At 32.9% G+C, this 19,813-nt stretch carries 22 protein-coding genes; 6 read left to right on the forward strand and 16 right to left on the reverse strand.

What is annotated here, in order from left to right; all coding sequences use genetic code 11:
- Positions 1-132: 132 nt before the first annotated feature.
- From ABJI11_RS04175 to ABJI11_RS04220, 10 genes are all read right to left on the reverse strand, one after another.
- Positions 133-516 (reverse strand): hypothetical protein, encoded by a 384-nt coding sequence (locus ABJI11_RS04175; RefSeq protein ID WP_348349695.1) that lies wholly within the window; start codon positions 514-516, stop codon positions 133-135.
- Positions 506-781: a hypothetical protein gene (locus tag ABJI11_RS04180; RefSeq protein WP_348349697.1), complete on the reverse strand. Its 276-nt coding sequence runs from the start codon at positions 779-781 to the stop codon at positions 506-508. Before ABJI11_RS04180 ends, ABJI11_RS04175 begins: the two co-directional genes overlap by 11 nt.
- Positions 778-2,394: a CRTAC1 family protein gene (locus tag ABJI11_RS04185; RefSeq protein ID WP_348349699.1), complete on the reverse strand. Its 1,617-nt coding sequence runs from the start codon at positions 2,392-2,394 to the stop codon at positions 778-780. The genes ABJI11_RS04180 and ABJI11_RS04185 overlap by 4 nt, the downstream gene beginning before the upstream one ends.
- Positions 2,395-2,431: 37 nt before the next feature.
- Positions 2,432-3,106 carry a DUF6796 family protein gene (locus ABJI11_RS04190; RefSeq protein ID WP_348349701.1) on the reverse strand — a complete coding sequence of 225 codons (675 nt, stop codon included), beginning with the start codon at positions 3,104-3,106 and terminating at the stop codon, positions 2,432-2,434.
- Entirely contained in the window at positions 3,103-3,570 is a 468-nt protein-coding gene (locus tag ABJI11_RS04195; RefSeq protein WP_348349703.1) for a DUF2062 domain-containing protein, read from the reverse strand. The genes ABJI11_RS04190 and ABJI11_RS04195 overlap by 4 nt, the downstream gene beginning before the upstream one ends.
- A 169-nt stretch (positions 3,571-3,739) precedes the next feature.
- Positions 3,740-5,011 (reverse strand): MgtC/SapB family protein, encoded by a 1,272-nt coding sequence (locus tag ABJI11_RS04200; RefSeq protein WP_348349705.1) that lies wholly within the window; start codon positions 5,009-5,011, stop codon positions 3,740-3,742.
- 11 nt (positions 5,012-5,022) lie between these two features.
- Positions 5,023-6,705 carry an AarF/UbiB family protein gene (locus ABJI11_RS04205; protein WP_348349707.1) on the reverse strand — a complete coding sequence of 561 codons (1,683 nt, stop codon included), beginning with the start codon at positions 6,703-6,705 and terminating at the stop codon, positions 5,023-5,025.
- Positions 6,706-6,734: 29 nt separating this feature from the next.
- Positions 6,735-6,950, reverse strand: coding sequence for a hypothetical protein (locus tag ABJI11_RS04210; RefSeq protein WP_348349709.1), 216 nt, complete (start codon positions 6,948-6,950; stop codon positions 6,735-6,737).
- A 9-nt stretch (positions 6,951-6,959) separates the two neighbouring features.
- Positions 6,960-7,772: a universal stress protein gene (locus ABJI11_RS04215; RefSeq protein WP_348349711.1), complete on the reverse strand. Its 813-nt coding sequence runs from the start codon at positions 7,770-7,772 to the stop codon at positions 6,960-6,962.
- Between the two features lie 42 nt (positions 7,773-7,814).
- Positions 7,815-8,273, reverse strand: a complete 459-nt coding sequence (locus tag ABJI11_RS04220; RefSeq protein ID WP_348349713.1) for a hypothetical protein — start codon at positions 8,271-8,273, stop codon at positions 7,815-7,817.
- Between the two features lie 272 nt (positions 8,274-8,545).
- Here ABJI11_RS04220 and ABJI11_RS04225 point away from each other — a divergent pair, with 272 nt between their 5' ends.
- From ABJI11_RS04225 to cls, 5 genes are all read left to right on the forward strand, one after another.
- On the forward strand, positions 8,546-8,974 hold the full coding sequence (locus ABJI11_RS04225) for a hypothetical protein (RefSeq protein ID WP_348349715.1): 429 nt from the start codon (positions 8,546-8,548) through the stop codon (positions 8,972-8,974).
- 182 nt (positions 8,975-9,156) lie between these two features.
- Positions 9,157-10,239 (forward strand): efflux RND transporter periplasmic adaptor subunit, encoded by a 1,083-nt coding sequence (locus ABJI11_RS04230; protein ID WP_348349716.1) that lies wholly within the window; start codon positions 9,157-9,159, stop codon positions 10,237-10,239.
- Positions 10,236-11,498: an FtsX-like permease family protein gene (locus tag ABJI11_RS04235; protein WP_348349736.1), complete on the forward strand. Its 1,263-nt coding sequence runs from the start codon at positions 10,236-10,238 to the stop codon at positions 11,496-11,498. The genes ABJI11_RS04230 and ABJI11_RS04235 overlap by 4 nt, the downstream gene beginning before the upstream one ends.
- Positions 11,499-11,508: 10 nt before the next feature.
- Positions 11,509-12,198, forward strand: coding sequence for an ABC transporter ATP-binding protein (locus ABJI11_RS04240; protein ID WP_348349718.1), 690 nt, complete (start codon positions 11,509-11,511; stop codon positions 12,196-12,198).
- Between the two features lie 58 nt (positions 12,199-12,256).
- Positions 12,257-13,666, forward strand: coding sequence for a cardiolipin synthase (gene cls / locus ABJI11_RS04245; RefSeq protein WP_348349720.1), 1,410 nt, complete (start codon positions 12,257-12,259; stop codon positions 13,664-13,666).
- A gap of 105 nt (positions 13,667-13,771) precedes the next feature.
- Here cls and ABJI11_RS04250 read toward each other — a convergent pair whose 3' ends face one another.
- From ABJI11_RS04250 to ABJI11_RS04275, 6 genes are all read right to left on the reverse strand, one after another.
- Entirely contained in the window at positions 13,772-14,413 is a 642-nt protein-coding gene (locus tag ABJI11_RS04250) for a hypothetical protein (RefSeq protein WP_348349722.1), read from the reverse strand.
- Between the two features lie 108 nt (positions 14,414-14,521).
- The gene (locus tag ABJI11_RS04255) at positions 14,522-15,892 is read right to left on the reverse strand and encodes an MBL fold metallo-hydrolase (RefSeq protein WP_348349724.1); all 1,371 of its coding nucleotides are present in this window, start codon (positions 15,890-15,892) and stop codon (positions 14,522-14,524) included.
- A 4-nt stretch (positions 15,893-15,896) separates the two neighbouring features.
- Complete coding sequence (locus ABJI11_RS04260) at positions 15,897-16,739, reverse strand: ATP cone domain-containing protein (RefSeq protein WP_348349726.1); 843 nt, start codon at positions 16,737-16,739, stop codon at positions 15,897-15,899.
- A 247-nt stretch (positions 16,740-16,986) separates the two neighbouring features.
- Positions 16,987-17,826 (reverse strand): universal stress protein, encoded by an 840-nt coding sequence (locus ABJI11_RS04265; RefSeq protein ID WP_348349728.1) that lies wholly within the window; start codon positions 17,824-17,826, stop codon positions 16,987-16,989.
- Positions 17,827-17,890: 64 nt separating this feature from the next.
- The gene (locus ABJI11_RS04270; protein ID WP_348349730.1) at positions 17,891-18,739 is read right to left on the reverse strand and encodes a universal stress protein; all 849 of its coding nucleotides are present in this window, start codon (positions 18,737-18,739) and stop codon (positions 17,891-17,893) included.
- A 5-nt stretch (positions 18,740-18,744) separates the two neighbouring features.
- Positions 18,745-19,578: a universal stress protein gene (locus tag ABJI11_RS04275; RefSeq protein ID WP_348349732.1), complete on the reverse strand. Its 834-nt coding sequence runs from the start codon at positions 19,576-19,578 to the stop codon at positions 18,745-18,747.
- 112 nt (positions 19,579-19,690) lie between these two features.
- On the opposite strand from ABJI11_RS04275, the gene ABJI11_RS04280 reads away from it, so the two are divergent.
- The coding region (locus ABJI11_RS04280) for a thioredoxin family protein (RefSeq protein ID WP_348349738.1) at positions 19,691-19,813 on the forward strand (123 nt) is incomplete at its 3' end.

Genomic DNA, 19,813 nt, shown 5'->3' on the forward strand with positions numbered 1-19,813 from the left:
ATGCATTTAGATTGTAGAAAGTATTATAGATATGTTGAAAAATACATTTTGATACTTACTTCTATACTATTAATTTCTCTTTTTTATAGAAGTTATAGGAACAAAAAACAGCAGATAAAATTTGTGGGACAGTTACTTGCTATTAGGGTATTGAAGTTGAATTTTTTTGAGGATGATAAGTGATGTAAAAATCAGTAATGATATATAGCACATAGGAATTCCAGAATCAGTTTTAGGGCATTCTGCCTTATCAACAAGCTGCATTATCGAAGCCACTAAAGCAATTAGTGCTGCAATAGCGGTAAATATGAAGTAGATAAGATTCCACTTTTTAAACAAATGCGAAACAAAGGGCAGTATAAAACAAATTAAGATAATTAAACAGGCTGGCACAGCCCCAAACTTGGGGCAGCCATTACCTATTGTAAATTCTGTAATAACTAGGCTACCCGCACCAAAAAGACCAATGAGGAATAGAATATTTATAATCCAGTATAGATTGGTATTAGTTCTCATTTTTAAGAGTGATATGACAAGTAGGACATTCTAGTCCGCTAATTTTGCTTTTTAGCTGGATACCTGTTAAATGGGTAACTACAAAATTTTGAATAAAGGCATGTTTACTACTGTGATTGTTTACTTCAATCTGTAGATCTTTATATTTTTCACGAACTATATTTCCATATTCTTGGTCACCCCAGCAATTTGGGCAAACTCCTTCAGGAGTTTTATCAAATTCGTCCGGTCTTTTATGGAACATTTTTTTAAGAGATTCTATCATAATTTTGTTTTCAATGTTGTTACTAATGTATCGTTTGCCTTTAGTAGATTACGTTCTTTTATAATATCTACTACCGAATTAATTTTAGGTGCAATAATCTCGTCTTTGTTACCATTTGAATAGGTTACCGTTATTTTATTAATATTTTGATTTTGTCCTAATCCAAAGTGTATCAATGCAGTTTGGTCACTTGCTAATCCCTCACCCGTTACCAGCCAATCTGTATATGTTTGGTTTGGTGTAACAACGGTAACTTTTGCTCCCATAGCTTCTGCGGCATCTGCTAAATCTACTTGTACAAAATTGTTGTTATTTCCTTTATTGATAAAAGCTTTTGATGGGCCATCGATATTGGTCCAGATAAGATCCAAATGACCATCGGCATTGAAATCACTTACAAGTGCGGTTATACCGTAAAAAGGATTTTCAACACCACTTTCTGTTTCTGTAGGAACAAAGGTGTGGTCTTCTTTTTGAATCAATAATCGTCCTGGTAGTTTAAAAATTTTACTAAAAGGAAAATCCACATAATTCTCTGCTACCATTAAATCTTGTAAGCCATCATTATTCATGTCTGCAAAAGTACATCCCCAAGAAAACTCATAATCAGCAATTTTAGCTTCTTCTGCGGCATCTGTAAATTGAAAGTTACCTTCATTCTTGAATAAAATCCATTTATCATTAAAGAGAGATTTATCCTTAATATCGCCACTTGCCATAAAATTTGGAGCAGTTGTACCAACATTTGAGAACATGAAATCAACCAATCCGTCATTATTATAATCACCAACAGCTAGCCCCATAGGGTAGGCAAACTTGCCAGTTAACGGGTTAGATTTCATTGTAAAAGTTAAATCTCCATTGTTTTTATAGGTTCTAGCTTCGCCAGTATCATGCACTACAACTAGATCTAGCCATGAATCATTGTCAATATCTACAAGAACTCCTTGAAAAGTGTTGTGTATGTAATCTAAGCCGGCAGCTTTTGTAATACTCTTAAAAGAATTATCACCGTTGTTCAATAATAACTCGCTTGTAGATCCATAGTCATAGCGTTCAAATATATTTTGACCCTCCATCAATTCTTTATGTAGGTAGGTAGCTAAGAAAATATCTAAATCGCCGTCCTTATCAATATCACCTAGAGTGATTCCTGCAGGGGACGACTTTTTATTTACCGGAGTATTAACGACTGTTTCTGTAAATGTTTTTCCATCATTATAGTAAATTCGAAGACCATCTTCTCTACCAATAATTAAATCTGTAAAGCCATTGTTGTCCATATCTCCGGATACAACACCTAATGAAGTAGTAGTGTTTCCTTTTTTAGGTAAGCCAATTTCATCTGAAATCAGTACAAATTCATTATTGCGATATGCATAAATGGCATCTTCTTGGTCCATTCCACCACCAAAAAATACTTCGTCAATGTTGTCATTATTAATATCTATAAGAGCAGACGGAGCTAAAGGGAGTGATTTGTCGCCAGTGTATTTATGAATAAAATCTAAGGGTACACTTGAAAATTCAGGTATTTTACTTGATTCAATACTAACATCGTATTTATCAGAAACTGCATCACGCCAAAATCTAAAAAATACTAAGAGTATCATTGTTAATAGGATTATACCTATTATTTTAAGTATTTTTTTAATCATTATGTAAAGGTTTTAGAAGATTATTTAATTGGTATAGCGATAAGCTAAAAAGTATAAAATGAGTAATATTCATAAGAATTGGTAAAGTATGCTGACCAATAGCAGGAATAGCTAAACCAACTAGGGCTACGACAACTAATATTACAATTGGACTAAAAATTGCCATCCATTTTTTATAGTAAGTACCGCCTTTAAGTATAGCAACAATAAAAACAATGGATAGTAATGCAACTATTACTCTTAGCGCTTGCACTAATACTTCCATATGATTTGTATAATGGGCTAGTAAATCTTTATATACTTCTGGGGACATTGCATTTTTAAGATGTACAATGTTGCCTATTGAAGAGCGAGAGCCAATCCATATTCCCCCAACGGCAAAAGCGATAAAACCAATTGCGAGTACCATTCTGGCTAATGTTTCATTGCCCGATCTCAACATTAGATATATATGAATATAGCCAGCAAAGTAAAAGGGTAGACCAATGACTGCTAAAAAATGACCTAAAGACATATGGTCTAAGTCTACAAAAGCAAAGAATTCATAATTTTCTGAATGACCCAAAATATTAGTAGAGTAGTGGAGTAAATATTCTCCCATCCCTACCAGAATAGATCCTATTAATCCTAAATAGCCTAAAAATTGAATGGTTGTTTTTGTACTCATGTGGTTGATTTAGAATCTTTGACGAATAATTTTAACAATTCTTTCAATAAAAAATAAAAAAATATAGAAGTGGGTATTATAGTTAAGGCCCAACCCACAATACCACAGACTAATTCATATGAAAGAGAATTTAGTGTATTCCAAAAACTAAAATGATAACTTGCTTTTATCGCTTTAAAAGTCAACAAAGTATGTTCCGTTCCAAAAAGTGTTTCGCCGATATTGATAAAAGGAATGAAAAGAAAAGCCTTAATAGGCTCAACCACATAACTTAATACAATCATAATAGGGAGGTTTAATTTGTATTTGACAGCAAGTGCGGTAAGAACTATTGTTGAAATGCCAAAAATTGGAAACAGAGAAACTACAATTGCAACAGTAATACTTAATGACAATTGCCTAGGAGTAAGTCCTTGTTGAAAAAGTGATTTGAATCTGCTCCAAGTTGATTTAATAAAATTCATTCAATGATTATATTCAGATAAGTTTTAAGTCGTAAACTAGACGCAAAACTTTTAACACAATTTTGAAAGTAATATTAATTTAATGGAATCTGAATAATGATTTTCTAGAAGTTACTATAGGCGACAATAGTAGCTCTTATGATTATTTTTAGAATTTAGTTAAACGATGTTATCTAGCGATTACAGCATATAAAATACCAATGATAATAATGCCAACGAAAGTATAACCTACTAATTTACCCGTAATTTTAGAACCTTTGAATACCGAAATACCCAATTTAACGAGCATATTACTCATTACTGCGGTAACTATGACAGACGATGCCAGTTTAATTTTTTCTGCATCAGAAGCAAATTTTGCCAAGCTTATGGTGATAGCATCCGTATCTGCTAATCCGGCAATTAACGCAGAGTAGTATAGACCACTCTCACCGAAAAATTTATTACTGTAAAAAACGGCAAAAAGTATGACCACATAAATTACACCGAACCAAATAGCATTAAGTAAATTCATAGGGTTGCCTAGCTTAATATTTGTGTCGGGCTTATTGGTATCTTCTCTAATTAATAGAAGAGAAACTGTAAGGCATAGAATTGAAAATATGGCAAAAGGTATGGCTACATATTTAAAAAGTGCAGCATTGAAAATATAGGTCAGCAAGGCTAGCCTTGGAAACATAATTGCCGATGCAATGATTATACCTGCAGCATATTTTCTAGAAAGTTCTGGAGATTCTACACTACGCGAAGCATAGCTCCAAGTTACCGCAGTACTTGAAATTAGTCCGCCCAGAATTGCGGTTAATAAAATACCCTTTTTAGAGCCAACAAATTTGACCAGAAAATAGCCTATGAAGTTCAAAAAAGATACAATAACGATGATGGATCCAATCTCAAACGGATTAATCAATTCATTAGGACCGTAATTATTATTCGGTAAAAAAGGTAGAATCAATAAAGCTATAATTGAAAATTTTATCAATCCGAAAAGTTCGTCAGATGTAATATTCCTTATAACAGTATGAAAACGAGTCTTTAAAGATAGTAAGGTGACTATAATCACTGCCGTAGCGACTGCATTTCTATAATAATCTGCAGAAACCATTAGCCCTAAAACCAAAGTTGCAATCAATGCGATGTTGGTAGTGAAACTACGCTCATATTCTACAATTTCTTTATATAAATGATTGAAGCCTAAAAAGAAAATGAAAGCACCTAGACCAATAATGGGCAACCAGGTAGAGTAGATTTCAGTAAGGCTGCCAAGTGTGAAACCTAAAATGGCTACAATGGGGAAAGCACGTATACCGGCAAACCCTTTATCTTCCTTTAAGTTATTATATTCTCTCTCTAGTCCTAGAATTAGACCAATACCCAAACTAATGAGTACCCCTAAAATATAAGGATCCAAATACTTGGTGATATTTTCAACTTCATCCATATATTAAATACTTAAAATTGATCATTTCTAAAGATGGAAATTATGATATAAAACCCAAGAATTGCAGACAATACAAACCCTATGGCACCTAAAAGAGGAACGCCGTTAATTAATGGCGGCATTTTAGCCATGACCAATAAAGATGAGCCAATGGAAAGTGCTGCGATGATAACGGCAAAGACTAAGCGATTGACAGCCTTGCTAGTTGCAGTTTGAAACTCTTTAAGACCTTTATGTTCATGCACTATTTCTAACTTACCTTCCTTAATTTTTTTTAAGATAGTATTGATATCATCGGGCAAAGTATCAACTAGGGCGTTGATATCTTTTATACGGTTCAGGTTCTTTTTAAACAGGTATTTTAAGCTAAACCTTCTTTGTAAGATTTTTGCGGTATAAGGCTCTAGATTTTCAGTGATATTAAATTCAGGATCTAGTTTTAAGCCAACACCTTCAATAAGAACAATACCTCTTATCATCATATATAGATAATGGGGAATTATAATTTGATTCTCGTATAGGACAACTTTAAATTGAGATAAGGTATCGCCCAGTTTAATATTCTGTATAGCAGTATTACTTACACCTTCAAGTAATTGATAGAGGTCTTGTTCTAGTTTTTTATAATCGGGTATATTAGTTCTTATAGCAATGTTTTCTAAGAGTATAATTATCTTTTTAACGTCTTTGCTGAGAAAATACAGTAACAAGTCGTTTATATATTCTTTTTCATTTGGTAGAATGGTACCCATCATTCCAAAATCTAAAAAACATATTTTTTTTGTTTCCGGAATTATAAAAATGTTACCAGGGTGTGGGTCTGCGTGAAAAAATCCGTGATCTAAAATCTGTTCTATATATAGGTCAACACCAATTTTTGCAATGGCTTTTGGGTTTATGTTTGCTTTTGTAAGTGCTTCAATATTAGAAACTTTTATACCGTCTATAAGTTCCATACAAATAATCTTATCTGTAGAGAGTTCCTTATAAATTTCAGGTACGTGAATATATTGATTGTCAGCAAAATTTTGCGCAAAACGTTCGGTATTGCCTATTTCTCTTGCAAACTGTAGTTCTTCATTAATGCTACGTTCAAAAGATTCAATAATACGAATAGGCTGAAAAGCTTGCGCCTGCGTACTATATTTCTCAAGACTATCGGCAACTTGCTTCATGACCATTAGGTCTGCTTCAATGACCTCTGTAATATGTGGTCTCTGTATTTTTAAAATGACATCTTCACCATTTACCAGTTGAGCTTGGTGTACCTGCGCCAAAGATGCTGCGGCTAAAGGTTCTAATTTAATGGTGGCAAAATACCCGAATTTTTCAATACCTAATTCTTGCTCAACAGTATGTAATACATCAAAGTCTTTAAGTTTGGGAACATGATCCTGCAGTTTCTCTAGTTCTTCTATAAGCTCTAGCGGCAGCATGTCTTCACGGGTACTGAATATTTGTCCTAGTTTTATGTAGGTAGGTCCTAATTCTTCAAGAACCATTCTAATACGTTCGTATTTAGAAAAAGATAAATTTTTCTTGGTATCTGGGTGATTGTCCAGATATTTTTTAGGAATTAATTTAATAATTGGACTATGTGATAACACATCTTCAAAGCCATATTTAACAAGTACATTGAATAAAGTGGCGTACCTCTTTATTTCTTTCTGAGTTGGAATTCTTAATATGGCCATTAGGTTTATAGTTCTGTGTGTTGAAAATTTTAGTTTTCAGCTTTATGTTCTTCCAAATAATGATGTAACATTTGTTTTAAGTTTTCTAGGTATTCTTGCATGACTACCTTGTCCATATGCAGGTGTTGACTAACAGGCAGGGTCATGGGGTTTTCGTCTAAGGAACGGTATAGTTCTGGATAGTTCGTTTCTATATTGCTAGTAAGCTGGGTAATTTCATTTAATACTTTATGTAACTGTTTCATATTTTTATTTTAATTATTTACTTGTGGTAGAACCAATAATGGAATCTTTGTTTTAGCACTTAAATTTTTAATGATATTCTCTCTTAAGAGTTGTTTAAAAAAACCATGTTTTGTTTTTAAAATTACCATGGTATCAATATTCTGGTTTTCCTTTTCGATTTGATAAAGTGTGTACGCCACATTGTCTTGTAGTTCAATCTCAAAAAAATGATGTTTAGTTTTTTTCAATTCATTTTTTAATAATTCTTTGTTCGAGATTTGTTCATTGCTTAAAGTTTCTTCAGTTTTAACATGCGCAATGTTTAATGTAGTTTCTTTTAAGTTAACCATTTTTAAAACAGGAGATAGCTCGGTATTTGTAAACCTATGCTTATAATCGGTTGCTAATACAATTTCCTTTGCACTAGAGTTCTTATATTCTGGAGGAACAATTATTAAAGCAGAATTTTCTAGATGCTCAATAAGATCTAAAGCATTGCTACCAATAAAAATTTGACTGAGAGCAGAAGATCCTTTAGTACCAATAATAACAAAATCCGCATTTATGATATTTTGGGTATGGTTAGTCAAATTTATAACCGATTCGGTTTTTAAAATTCCTTCAAAATAGAAGTCTTGATCTTCATTTTGCAGCTCTAAACTTTTAATTAAAATATCTAAAGTTTTTTGAGTGGCAGATTTAGACATTTCTGAAGAAGGGGCGTTATGGTAGCCATGAAGAATGTAAAATGTGCATGTTTCATTCTTAAATAAATCAAGAGCGTAATCAATTGCTTTTTGAGCGTTTAAAGAAAAATCTGTTGGAATAATAACTTTTTTCATAGTAGAAAAGCTTTGAGTTTTAATAAGTAAATAGTTTGGAATTTATGCTCTTGTAAGACCTAATCGTTTTATCATTTCTTCACCATCAATTACATGTTCGGTGATAGCGAAAACTTCTTTTCTGTTCGTTCTAAATTGTTTTACAAAATCTGCAATTTCATCTTCAAGTTGCTCATGTTCTGTTCTAAAAGTATGAGAATCATACGCAAATGGATTATCTATTAATTCAGCCAAATGATGCAGGTGGGTATCAATTCGTTTTACCAATGAATCGCACTTCTTATCCGTATCAATAAGGCTTACTTCTATTTCACGCACCATATCAATATTATCTTTCTTAGAAATCCACATAAAGTATTTATCTATTAAGTGATGTAAGAACTTTAAATCTTCATTGTAAAAAGCCATATCAGATTTCCAATGTTCCGTCAATACATAAAGAGATTTCCAGTCTGCTTCATGAATGTAGTTGTCTTTAGGTCTGTTTCTAAAAGTGCTCATTTCTTAACATTTTAATTAAAGGATAAAGTTATAGTCCATACTCTTAAAAAATTATGACCAAAATCATATGAAGTAAAGACTAACAAAGTGTAGAATTTGTAATGATGTAAAAAGGAGTCAATTTGGTTAAAAACCAAGATATAAACCGAACAACCTCATTTTTAAGTCGTAAGACAATTATTTGCATTAAATAAAAGAAAAATGATTAATTTAAATTTTAGGTTGAATTTGATCAACCCAGATAGTTTAATACACCTTTTATAAAAACAAAGATGGTTGAAGAAAATAATGATAATGTGTTAGCGGATGAACAACCATTATTACAAGAAAGCACTGTAGTTCAGGAACAAGGTGTAACAATAGTTGATGCAATCCAGAATTTAGAAGCAGATTTAGATGCTGAAATACTACCTGAAAAAACAAAAAAGAAGAAGGCTAAGAAAAAGAGCACTTCTAAAAAGAAGAAACGAAAAAATATAAAGTATAAGTCAAGTACATATAAATTAATTAAAAAGATGAAAGCAGAGATTAAACAGGTAACCAAATCAGCAAAGAAAGTTGAAAGTCTTAAAAGCAAACTGAAAAAAGCAAAAAAGAAAAATGCTAAGAAAAGCGAAATAAAAAAAGTAAAAAGTAAGTTGAGCGCGTCGGTCAAAAGACTGAAGAGCAAGAAAACAAAACTTAGAAAAGCTTTAAAATAATATATGAAAAACCGAGATGAAAATCTCGGTTTTTTTTGTTCAATATTTGATTGACTATTTCTCAAAAGACTGTATAAGTAATAGATAATTGAGATTTATAGGTTGATTTTATAAAGCATGATATTACTCATATCATACCTAAAAGATTTCCTGTTATTTTGAATTATAATAATCTATAATTCATGAGATATCTGAACATTAGCGTACTATTTCTACTTTTTCTTTCTTGTGGGGAAAAACAAGAAAAGGTACTACCCCAAAAATCTCAACTAATATCTTCTGTCTATGCATCTGTTACCATACAACCAGATAGTATATATCAGGTTTATGCAGTAGTAGCCGGTATTTTAGATGATAATTTAGTAGAAGAAGGAGATTTGGTCAAGAAAGGAGATGCTATTTTACAGATTAATAATCGTACTCCCGTTTTAAATTCAGAAAATGCGTATTTGACTTTGCAACAGTCCAAAGAAAATTTTCAGGGTAGTGCCGCTATTTTAAAAAGTATAGAAGATGATATTTATGCAGCAGAATTGAAGTTCAACAATGACTCTATAAATTTTACTAGACAAAAACGGCTTTGGGAGCAGAATATAGGATCTAAGGCAGAATTTGACAATCAAAAGTTAGCGTATGAGCTATCAAAAAATCAACTGAATCAACAAAGGTCAAATTATACCAGAACAAAGAATGACTTGGAAACTGCTCTACAGCAAGCAAAGAATAGTTATTCATCCTCAAAAATTACCGCAGAAGATTATACCATTAATAGCAAAATTAACGGAAAGGTCTATGCATTGTTTAAAGAACCGGGAGAGTTGATCAATACGCTAGAACCATTAGGTGCAATAGGTAGTGCTACTCATTTTAAAATAGAAATGTTGATTGATGAAGTAGATATCATTAAAATTAAAATGGGGCAGACTACCTTGGTAACTCTTGATGCTTACCCAACAGAAGTATTTACGGCTACGGTAAGTAAAATATATCCGCAAAAGGACGAAACATCACAAACTTTTAAAGTAGATGCAATTTTTATGAATCAGCCCAAGGTATTGTACCCTGGTCTTGCCGGTGAGGGTAATATTGTAATTTCTAAGAAAGAAGATGTGCTTACCATACCTAGAGCATATCTTATTGACGGTAATAAAGTAATGACCGAAAACGGTACGGTTACCGTTGAAGTAGGTGCTGAAAATTTACAAAGAGTAGAAATTATTTCAGGTATAACCGAAAATGATTTGCTTTTAAAGCCTGTAGAATAATGAATTGGCCTGTTATACTAAATATCGCCAAAACCCATCTTTTGACCAAGATGAAATCTACTGCAACTGCAGCCTTGGGGGTAACTTTTGGCATTGGCGCTTATATTACCATGGTAAGTTTTATGACAGGTCTTAATGATATGTTAGATAATTTGGTGCTCAACCAAACTCCTCATATTCATTTGTATAATGAAATAGAACCTACAATAGATCAGCCAGTTTCCTTATATGAGCAGTTTAGTAATTCGGTACAAATGGTCAGTTCAATTAAACCGAAAAACGGACAAAAAAAGATTCATAACGCGCTGCCGATCTTAGATCATTTAAAACAGATGGATGAGGTAAAAGGGGCTACTGCCCAGGTACGTGCTCAAATCTTTTACCTATCTGGTTCTATTGAATTGTCAGGTAATTTGGTAGGTGTTGATATTATAGAAGAAACTAGACTTTCAAATATGCGAGATTATATTATAGAGGGCTCTCCCGAGGCTTTGAACAATATGGATAACGGTATTTTATTGGGTTCTGGGCTAGCTAGTAAAATGTCTTTGCAAATTGGAGATAGAGTACAGATTAGTACAACTAGAGGTGCTGTATTTCCATTGAAAATAGTGGGTATTTATCAAAGCGGAGTGGCAGATATAGATAATTCCCAAAGCTATTGTAATTTAAAAACGGTACAGCGAATTCAGGGAGAGGCACAAAATTATATCACTGATATTAATATAAAATTGAACAATATTGAAAAAGCCCCAATTTTGGCAAAAGGTTTTGAAAAGCAATTTGATGTTACCGCAACTGATATTAACGAAGCTAATGCCCAGTTTGAGACCGGTACAAACATTCGTAACTTAATTACCTATGCTGTATCCATAACCTTGTTAATAGTAGCAGGATTTGGAATATATAACATTCTAAACATGCTTATTTATGAAAAAATGAAAGATATAGCCATTTTAAAAGCTACAGGGTTTTCAGGTAAAGATGTGCAATATATATTCATGAGTCAAGCTATGATTATAGGTATAGTCGGTGGCGTTCTAGGCTTAATTTTAGGTTTTGTATTATCGGTCATCATAGACGGTGTTCCTTTTAAAACAGAGGCTTTACCTACTATGACCACCTATCCGGTTCATTTTAGCTCTATGTTTTATATTATAGGAATTGTATTTGCGCTCATTTCTACATTTGTAGCAGGTTGGCTACCATCTATCAAGGCAAAACATATTGATCCGGTAAAAATTATTAGAGGTACTTAAGATATACTAGATGGACATTGTATTAGAAGCAAAAGATATAAATAAGCACTTTCATAAACCAAAAGATTTCCATGTCTTAAAAGATATTTCATTTCAAATATTTAATGGGGAATTTGCTTCGATAATGGGGAAATCTGGTTCTGGAAAATCAACACTATTATATATTCTGTCAACGATGGATACTGAATATACAGGCGATTTATTATTGAACAATAAGTTGGTAACGGGTTTGTCTGCAACAGAATTATCATTAATTAGAAATGAGAATATTGGTTTTGTATTTCAGTTTCATTATTTGTTATCAGAATTTAGTGTAATTGAAAATGTAATGTTACCAGCTAAAAAGCTAGCTCGTAAAAGTCATCAAGAAATTGAGCATGATGCTATGCAGAAATTGAAAATGTTAGGTATAGAGAATTTGGCAAAACAGAAGGCATCTCGTATTTCAGGAGGAGAAAAACAACGGGTAGCCATTGCTAGGGCATTAATTAACAATCCGTCTATACTTATGGGCGATGAACCCACCGGAAATTTAGATAGTTACAATTCTGATAATGTTTTTAATATCTTCAAGCAACTGAAAGAAGAAGAAGGGCTATCATTGTTAATAGTAACGCATGATGAAGATTTTGCTAAACGAACAGATTACATCATACAAATGGAAGATGGTAGAATTGTTGGTAAATCTAGTAACTTGTAACAAACCATAGTTTTTGTTTTTACTTTAATAGTACTGGAATATACAGAACGCGAATTTTATGTGGACGTCAATTTTTATTGGAATTTATGTAATAGTAGCATTGTCAATTGTATTGTCAATTCTGTTATATGGAGCAAAGCCTACCAAAAGTTTGGCTTGGCTCTTAGCTATTTTTGCCCTACCTGTTGGTGGTATTTTCCTTTATTTGCTATTAGGTAGAAATAGAAGAAGGTACAAACTTATTCAGAACCAAAAAGACTTGTTCCATAGAATGCCAATGCCTAAAACGGAACAGATAAACGTTTTTGAAGGCATGTATGATAAGCTAATGACACTTAGCTACAAGAACTCTCATTTTCCTCCTACTACCGGCAATGAGCTTAAAATATTAAAAGATGGGAGAACAACTTTTGAAACTATATTTAAGGCATTAGAAGGAGCAACGACCAGAATTCATATTCAATATTACATATTTGAAGAAGGAGATTTAGCTAATAGGTTATTAGCGTTGTTTGAAGAAAAAATAGCGCATGGGGTAGCTGTTAGAATGATTTATGACGGTGTAGGTAGTTTTTCTTTAAGTAAGAAATATTTAAAAAAGTTACTAAATATAGGCGTAGAGGTATACTCTTTTTTGCCATTTAAATTTGGCAGGTATTTTTATTCATTGAATTTTAGAAATCACCGTAAAATTATAGTGGTCGATGGTAAAATTGCTTTTACCGGTGGTATTAATGTTTCTGATAAGTATTTAAAAGGTCAAATAGGTTTGGGTAAATGGCATGATATGCATTTAAGACTTATAGGTACTGCAGCCACACAGCTAGATCAGGTCTTTATGACAGATTGGTACTTGGTAAGCACAAAATTATTAAAGCCCATACCATTACAGCAGAATAGTTCTATTGAGACTGTAGCTAATGAATTGGTACAAATTGTTGCCGGTGGTCCAGATGATGATTTTCCGGTGTTGGAACAAACTTATTTCTCTATGATAAATATGGCCAAGAACTATATTTATATAACCAACCCATATATTATACCAGGGCAGGCAATGGTAAGAGCGTTACAAACAGCAGCTTTAAGTGGGGTAGATGTAAGGTTGTTGGTATCAGAAAAAATAGATAATCAAGTAGTAAGTTGGTCAGTTCAATCTTATTTTGAGTTGTTCTTGAAAGCGGGTATTAAAATATATCTTTTTCCTGATGGATTTTTACACAGTAAAATTATGGTGAGTGATGATGCTGTTTCATCTATTGGCACGGCTAATTTAGATGACCGTAGTTTTGAACAGAACTATGAGGTCAATGCTATTATGTATCATAGTAAAATAGCTAAGATCTTAAAAGAAGACTTTTTAAATGATTGTAAGGTTAGCAATGAATTACTCTATGATGAATATGTAAAAAGGTCATGGGGCAAAAAGTTGAAACAAGGAGTGGGCAGAGTATTGAGTCCGTTATTCTAAAATCTATTCTTTGCTGGATAATACAAGATAATTACATCCTTAATCTTACCTCGATATTAGAAAATGATTCGTTCAAAATACCATATATATTTGCTCAAAAGCAGTTTACTCAATCTGTGATGTAAATACCAAATCTTGATCCTCCATAGCAACGATGATCATTTTTACGTAATCTTTTATAGCTTTATCAATGTTGTTAGGTTCTGTAATTTCAATGATACCTCTCCATATCATAGCTCTTTCTTTACCTTCACAAATGCAATATAAAGTAGTCTCTGCATGGTAAATGGTAAATTTTTCATAGTAGTTGTCGTCGTAATATATGCCTTGGTGTTCTAGGTAATCGTCATTAAATCTAGATTGGTGGTCATCCCACCTAGAAATAGATTTTACAAAGCTTTCACGATTTTCTGATCCTATAATCTTGGTTAATAAAATAGCATCAAAATCTTTGTCTAAAAGACTTTGTTCTACATCGTCTAATTCTTTATCGGTCTTGCGGGAGTCCGTTAGGGAAAGATCAAAAATATCTACACTACGCCATGCTTCAACATCTCTACTAGTAAATTCTTTCTGTAGTTTACTTTCAAAGTTTTCTCGTGTATCATTATTTTGAGCCATACCTACAATTAAAACTTTGTTGGCATTGAATAATACGATATCTGGGTTTTTCCAGTTTTCCACTAAACTAATAGAAGAACACCCCCCCATTAACATCAATGATAATACTACAAATAACTTTTTCATAAGGCAGGTATATTTATATCTAATACGTGTCCAAGATACTATTTAGAAAATGCAGTAGATATGACGATTATCAGTTCGTCTAATTGTATAGAAAAATGCAAATGTAGTTTATATAAGTAAATCTATGGTTTCTTCTAATTTTGGAATATGACAGTGCCACCCTTTAGTATCTCTAATTTTCACTTTAAAAGCATCTAAAGCACCTGGTTCTCCATGAATTAAGAAAACATTTTCTGGAGTATTTTTAATACCATCTATAAAATGAAGAAGCTCCGCTTGGTCTGCATGTGCAGAAAGGCTTTCTATAAAATGAATACTAGCTTTTACAGGGTAGTATTTACCAAATAATTTAAGTTCGTGGGTCCCATCTAACAATTGTCTTCCTCTAGTACCTTCTGCTTGGTAGCCAACTAATAGAACCTTTGTTTTTGGTTCATCTATTAATTGTTTTAAATAGGTGAGTACGCGCCCGCCTGTGACCATGCCACTACCTGCAATGACAATTTTGGGTCTGGGGTCGTCAATAGTTTTCCAGGTATCCGCGTAAGATGAAGTTATGGTAAAGTGATTGCACATAGCTTTAAAATCATTCTGGTCAAGATTATGCCAATCTGTAAACTGCTCAAAAACATCAAGAACATTGCTTCCCATAGGGCTGTCTATGAAAATGGGTATGTTAGGTATTTTGTTCTTTTTATATAAATTCCAAAATATGAACATGAGCAATTGTAATCTTTCAACGGCAAAAGAAGGTATGATCAAAGTACCTCTTTCATTAATGGTTTTTTGAACCAAATCACTTAAAATTTCAGTGATGTTTTCTTTAGGATGTAGTTTGTTGCCATAGGTACTTTCTAAAAAAAGATAGTCTGCCCATTCGGGTCTTTCTGGAGTCATTAATAGCTCGTCATTAAGTCTCCCTACATCGCCAGAGAAAACGAACATTTTTCCGAATATCTCCAATTCAATAAACGTAGAACCAATGATATGGCCGTTATATCTGTATTTAAATCGGATGTTCTCTGAAAGCGGTATCCATTCATCTCTATTTTTACCTGAGAATAAACTAATCGTTCTTTCAGCTTCTAAAAGATTATAAAAAGGAAGCGCTTTTGGGTGTTTAGGAAAGCCCTCTTCATTTGCTTTTTTTGCTTGCTCTTCTTGAATTTTGGCGCTATCAAGTAATATTACACGGGCAACGGATAAGGTAGGGTAGGAGCCTATAATTTCTCCCTTAAAACCTTCTTTGACTAATCTTGGTAAGTAGCCCGTATGGTCTAGGTGACCATGTGTCAATAAAACGACATCTACTTTACTTGCGTCTATAGATAAGGGTTTCCAATTTTTTTTACGTAGTTCTTTAAGCCCTTGAAACATGCCACAATCTATCATGATGTTCAATTCATCTGTTTTTAAATAAAACTTAGAACCGGTAACCGTACCAGAAGCGCCTAAAAATTTGATGCTAACTTTTTTCATACTATTAAGCTTTACAGAGTTGTGAGATTTCGTCTAAAATCTTTGATTTCCGATTGGTAGAAATACCTAGGTGATCTAAGTAAAATTTATCTTTAACTAGTTGTCTGCATAGTACTATATTTCTACTAAGAAGAAATTGTTTTTCTCGTTTAGATAATAAGCTAGATACGGTTATCGGGTAAAGCCCCAGGCGGTCTATTCTATCTTTTAGTCCGTCATTTACAGGAAAATCCCAACTTAAAAGATAGAGGTCTGCACACTTGCCATAAGTTAGTGCGTCTTGTGTGAACCTAGTGTTGGTGACCACCCAACCTTTATTCAAAGGTTTATTATTTTTATTTGTTACCCAATGTGCTTTTACATCATTATATCTAGAATGTATGTAAAGTGGAATTTTGACATTGCAATTACGTCCCTCGTCATTATGAAACTTACATTCAATAACGGTGACAGTATTATTTTTTTCTGCAATTACGTCTATTTCATGGGTAACGCACTCACCGTTTAATGTAACACCAACTTGTACATCATAGCCAGAGTAATTTAGTATTTCGGCAATAAAGCGTTCAAATGGAAAACCAGTTGGTCCCAATTCATAGATAGCCTTCTTGAGTTTGTATTTAGAGGCAAATACAGATTTGTTCTTTTTTAGCAACGAATACGCTCTATTGTAGATTTCATTAGAGGTAATGCCTTCGAATAGCTCATCATATACTTTACTAACAATTTCTTCTACTAGTTCATGATTTGCACCACTATGCTTAAGAGAGTTACGAAGTTTGTCTAGCGAGAACTTCATTTTCTGCCCAGAAGATTTAATGATGTCAATAGGTTCTTTAGTATCCATATTGCCTTTTTATTTTAGGTAGTGCTTCAGCTAGTGGTTTAAGCTTGTAGAAAGCATTGTAATCTTTCAATTAGTTTTAGTTAGTGTTTGGTATTCGGTAATAGGTCAGAAAATATATCTATAAGATTTTCTTTAAAAAAACCGCCAATGAAAAGAATTCTTTGACGGTTTAATTTTAGACATCAACCAACTAAAAATGTCTAAAATATTCTTACTTCTTGTTAAGTGTAAATATCAAATAAACTTACTAGTGTAATGCTAAAATGGGTACATCGCTGTCGTAACCAATTTCTTTAATCAATGGTTTAGAAAACACACTGCCAAAAAAGAAATGTTTACGGTTAATGAAAGAGACCATATCACTTTCTCTACTTTCAACAAAATTCTGTATACCCTTGCCTAAATTCTTCTCTCTTAGGGTATGAAATTGGCATTTAGTCTCACTTAAAATAGATGATAATAATTTCTTGTTGCTTAATTGGGTTTCAGTTAGTTCTTTATTGTTATCTATATGTAATACGGCAATTTCGGCATTATGCATATTAGCCAATTCAATAAGATATCTAAACGCTGATCGTTTATAGACATCTTTGAAATCTGTTGGAAAAACAATCTCTTTCGGCGATATGAACGATACATGTTCTGGTATAGCCAGTACAGGGCATTCCCTAATTTTTTCCATCGCCATTACGGTATTGCTGCCAAATAGAACACCTTTTGATCCTGTAGCGCCCTTAGTACCCATTGCAACCAAATCAATATCCTTTTCAGCGATTATTTTTTTAATAGCTTCAGAAAGATAACTATAAGATGATTCAGTGTAATAATTATGTTTTAGGTTGTCTGGGTGCAAGGCTAAGGTATCTAGTAGCTTTACAAAGTTCTTTTCAGAATCTTGTTTTGCCTGTTCAAATGCAGCGCTGCCTTCTTCCGGTATACTTAAGCTATTCGTTGTATATTTTTCAAAACTAAATAAATTCAAAAAATAGAAATCACAGTTTAGTTTAGCATAAAGATCAATAGTATATCTAATGGCGTTCAAGGCATTTTTAGAAAAATCTGTAGGTATAAGAATACGCTTGTTCATTGTTAAATGATTTAGATTGCTCAATAAATATATGCTCTATTGATCACTAATACTATGATAAATATCAGTCTAGTACCGGTAGAATTAGAAAGGGAATAGTGGCATAAATACTTAAATCCATAATCACAGGTTCATGTAAAAAACGTTCAAAGAATTTTCTTCTGTGGTATGCCATTGCTAGCATACTGATTTCTCTTTCAACTATAAAATCTTGTATAACATTGGCCTTGTCGGCATAATTCCAAATTTCATCATAGCTATGTGGTGTTTGCTGTAAACACTTGTCTAATAGTTTTTGATTGGAAACTTGTTTAGAAGTCATAATCTCTTCTTCATTTATATGAAGAACAGCAATAGAAGCATCTGTTAAAGTAGCTATATTCAACAATGAAGATAGTGTAGATTTAGTACATCCTTTTTTATAGTCCGTAACAAAAGCAATCTCTTTTATTGGCTTAAATGCAATTTCTTGTGGTATTGCTAAAATGGGGCATTTGGTAATTGTATTGGCAACTTGAATGGTATTGCTGCCCATAAACAGTTCTTTAGCGCCAGTTTTACCTTTGTTGCCCAAAACTACAAGTTCTATGTCATGACTATCTATAGTCTGTGAAATTACCATAGTAAGACTGCCCTTACTTGAAATGGTGTTGAATTTATGAATTTTGTTATCTGTGTCCAATACAATTTTGTGAACAGTTTTAGTTAGGTTTTCTTCAGATAGGTTCTGTAAATCCTCCATCTCTTTCTGACCTGTAAATAGTGCGTTTTTTGCGCTTAAAACTATATCGTCAAAGGCATGCACTATATGAAATGTACAGGTTGTAGATGCAAAAATTTGTGTTGCATAAAATAGCGCATTGTAGGCTTCATTAGAAAAATCTGTAGCTACTAGTATATTTTTAATTTTCATAATTTTTATTGTGGAATTACTAAAAATGGAACCGTTACGTGAAAGCCTATTTTCTTTATTACAGGCTCAATGAACAAGCGTTCTAAAAAGGTGTGCTTATTCTGTACCATTACCAATAAATTGATTTTTTGCTTTATCTGAAATTCATTGATTGCAGCAATAACCTCATTGCTTGGAACGTCATGAAAAAATCCGCTTTCAGATAGTACCTTGGTAAGTTGTTTTTTGTTTTTTTCTTGAATGGTATTTAGCTTATCACCTGTATAAACATGCATTACATTTACCTGCGATACATGCGATTCTGTAATTTTTAGCAGTTGCGCCAAAATGTTCTCATCTAGCCAAACCTCAAAATCATTTGGAAAAAGTATTTGTTCTGGCGCCTCATATTCAAAGCCCGAAGGAATGACTAAAACGGGACATTTTGCATTTTTAATAACATGAACAGTATTGGTGCCCAATAGTATTTCTGTGGCGCCTGTGGCTCCTTGCGTACCCATAACAACAATATCAATACCTTCTGCCTCTACAGTTCTGGTAACTTCACTAGAAAGTACGTTTAGCGCAGAATGTGTAATAAATGTATGTAAGGGATTTTTAAATTCCTGTTCTAGTTTTTCTTTAAGGTTTGCAAGATTATCTTGAGAGTTTTGTTGCACAATATCCCCAAGACCTATCTGCGCTGGGCTCCCCATTAAATATTCTGTATGGTATACGGGCGGCATATAACTGTTTAAAAGATAAAAAGTACACTTTAGATCTTTATATAGTTTAAGCGCATAGTGTATAGCCGTTAATGAATTTTTTGAGAAATCTGTTGGTAGTAGAATACGTGTCATAATACTAAATTTTGATAGTATAAAATTAACTACCTATGTCCACAAATGGTATGATATTCGTCATCATTAAAGATTTTATAAATAGTTATAATTAAGTAGCAAATACAAATCGATGAAAAAGAAATTTAGAAAAAGTATTGGGTCAGAAACACCAACATTGGTTTATTTCTTTGCATCTTGGTGTGTGCCATGTAAATTAATGAGACCGGTATTAAAGGAGGTTGTAGAAGAATTC

The organism is Maribacter sp., assembly GCF_039968975.1.
Taxonomy (GTDB): Bacteria; Bacteroidota; Bacteroidia; order Flavobacteriales; family Flavobacteriaceae; genus Maribacter.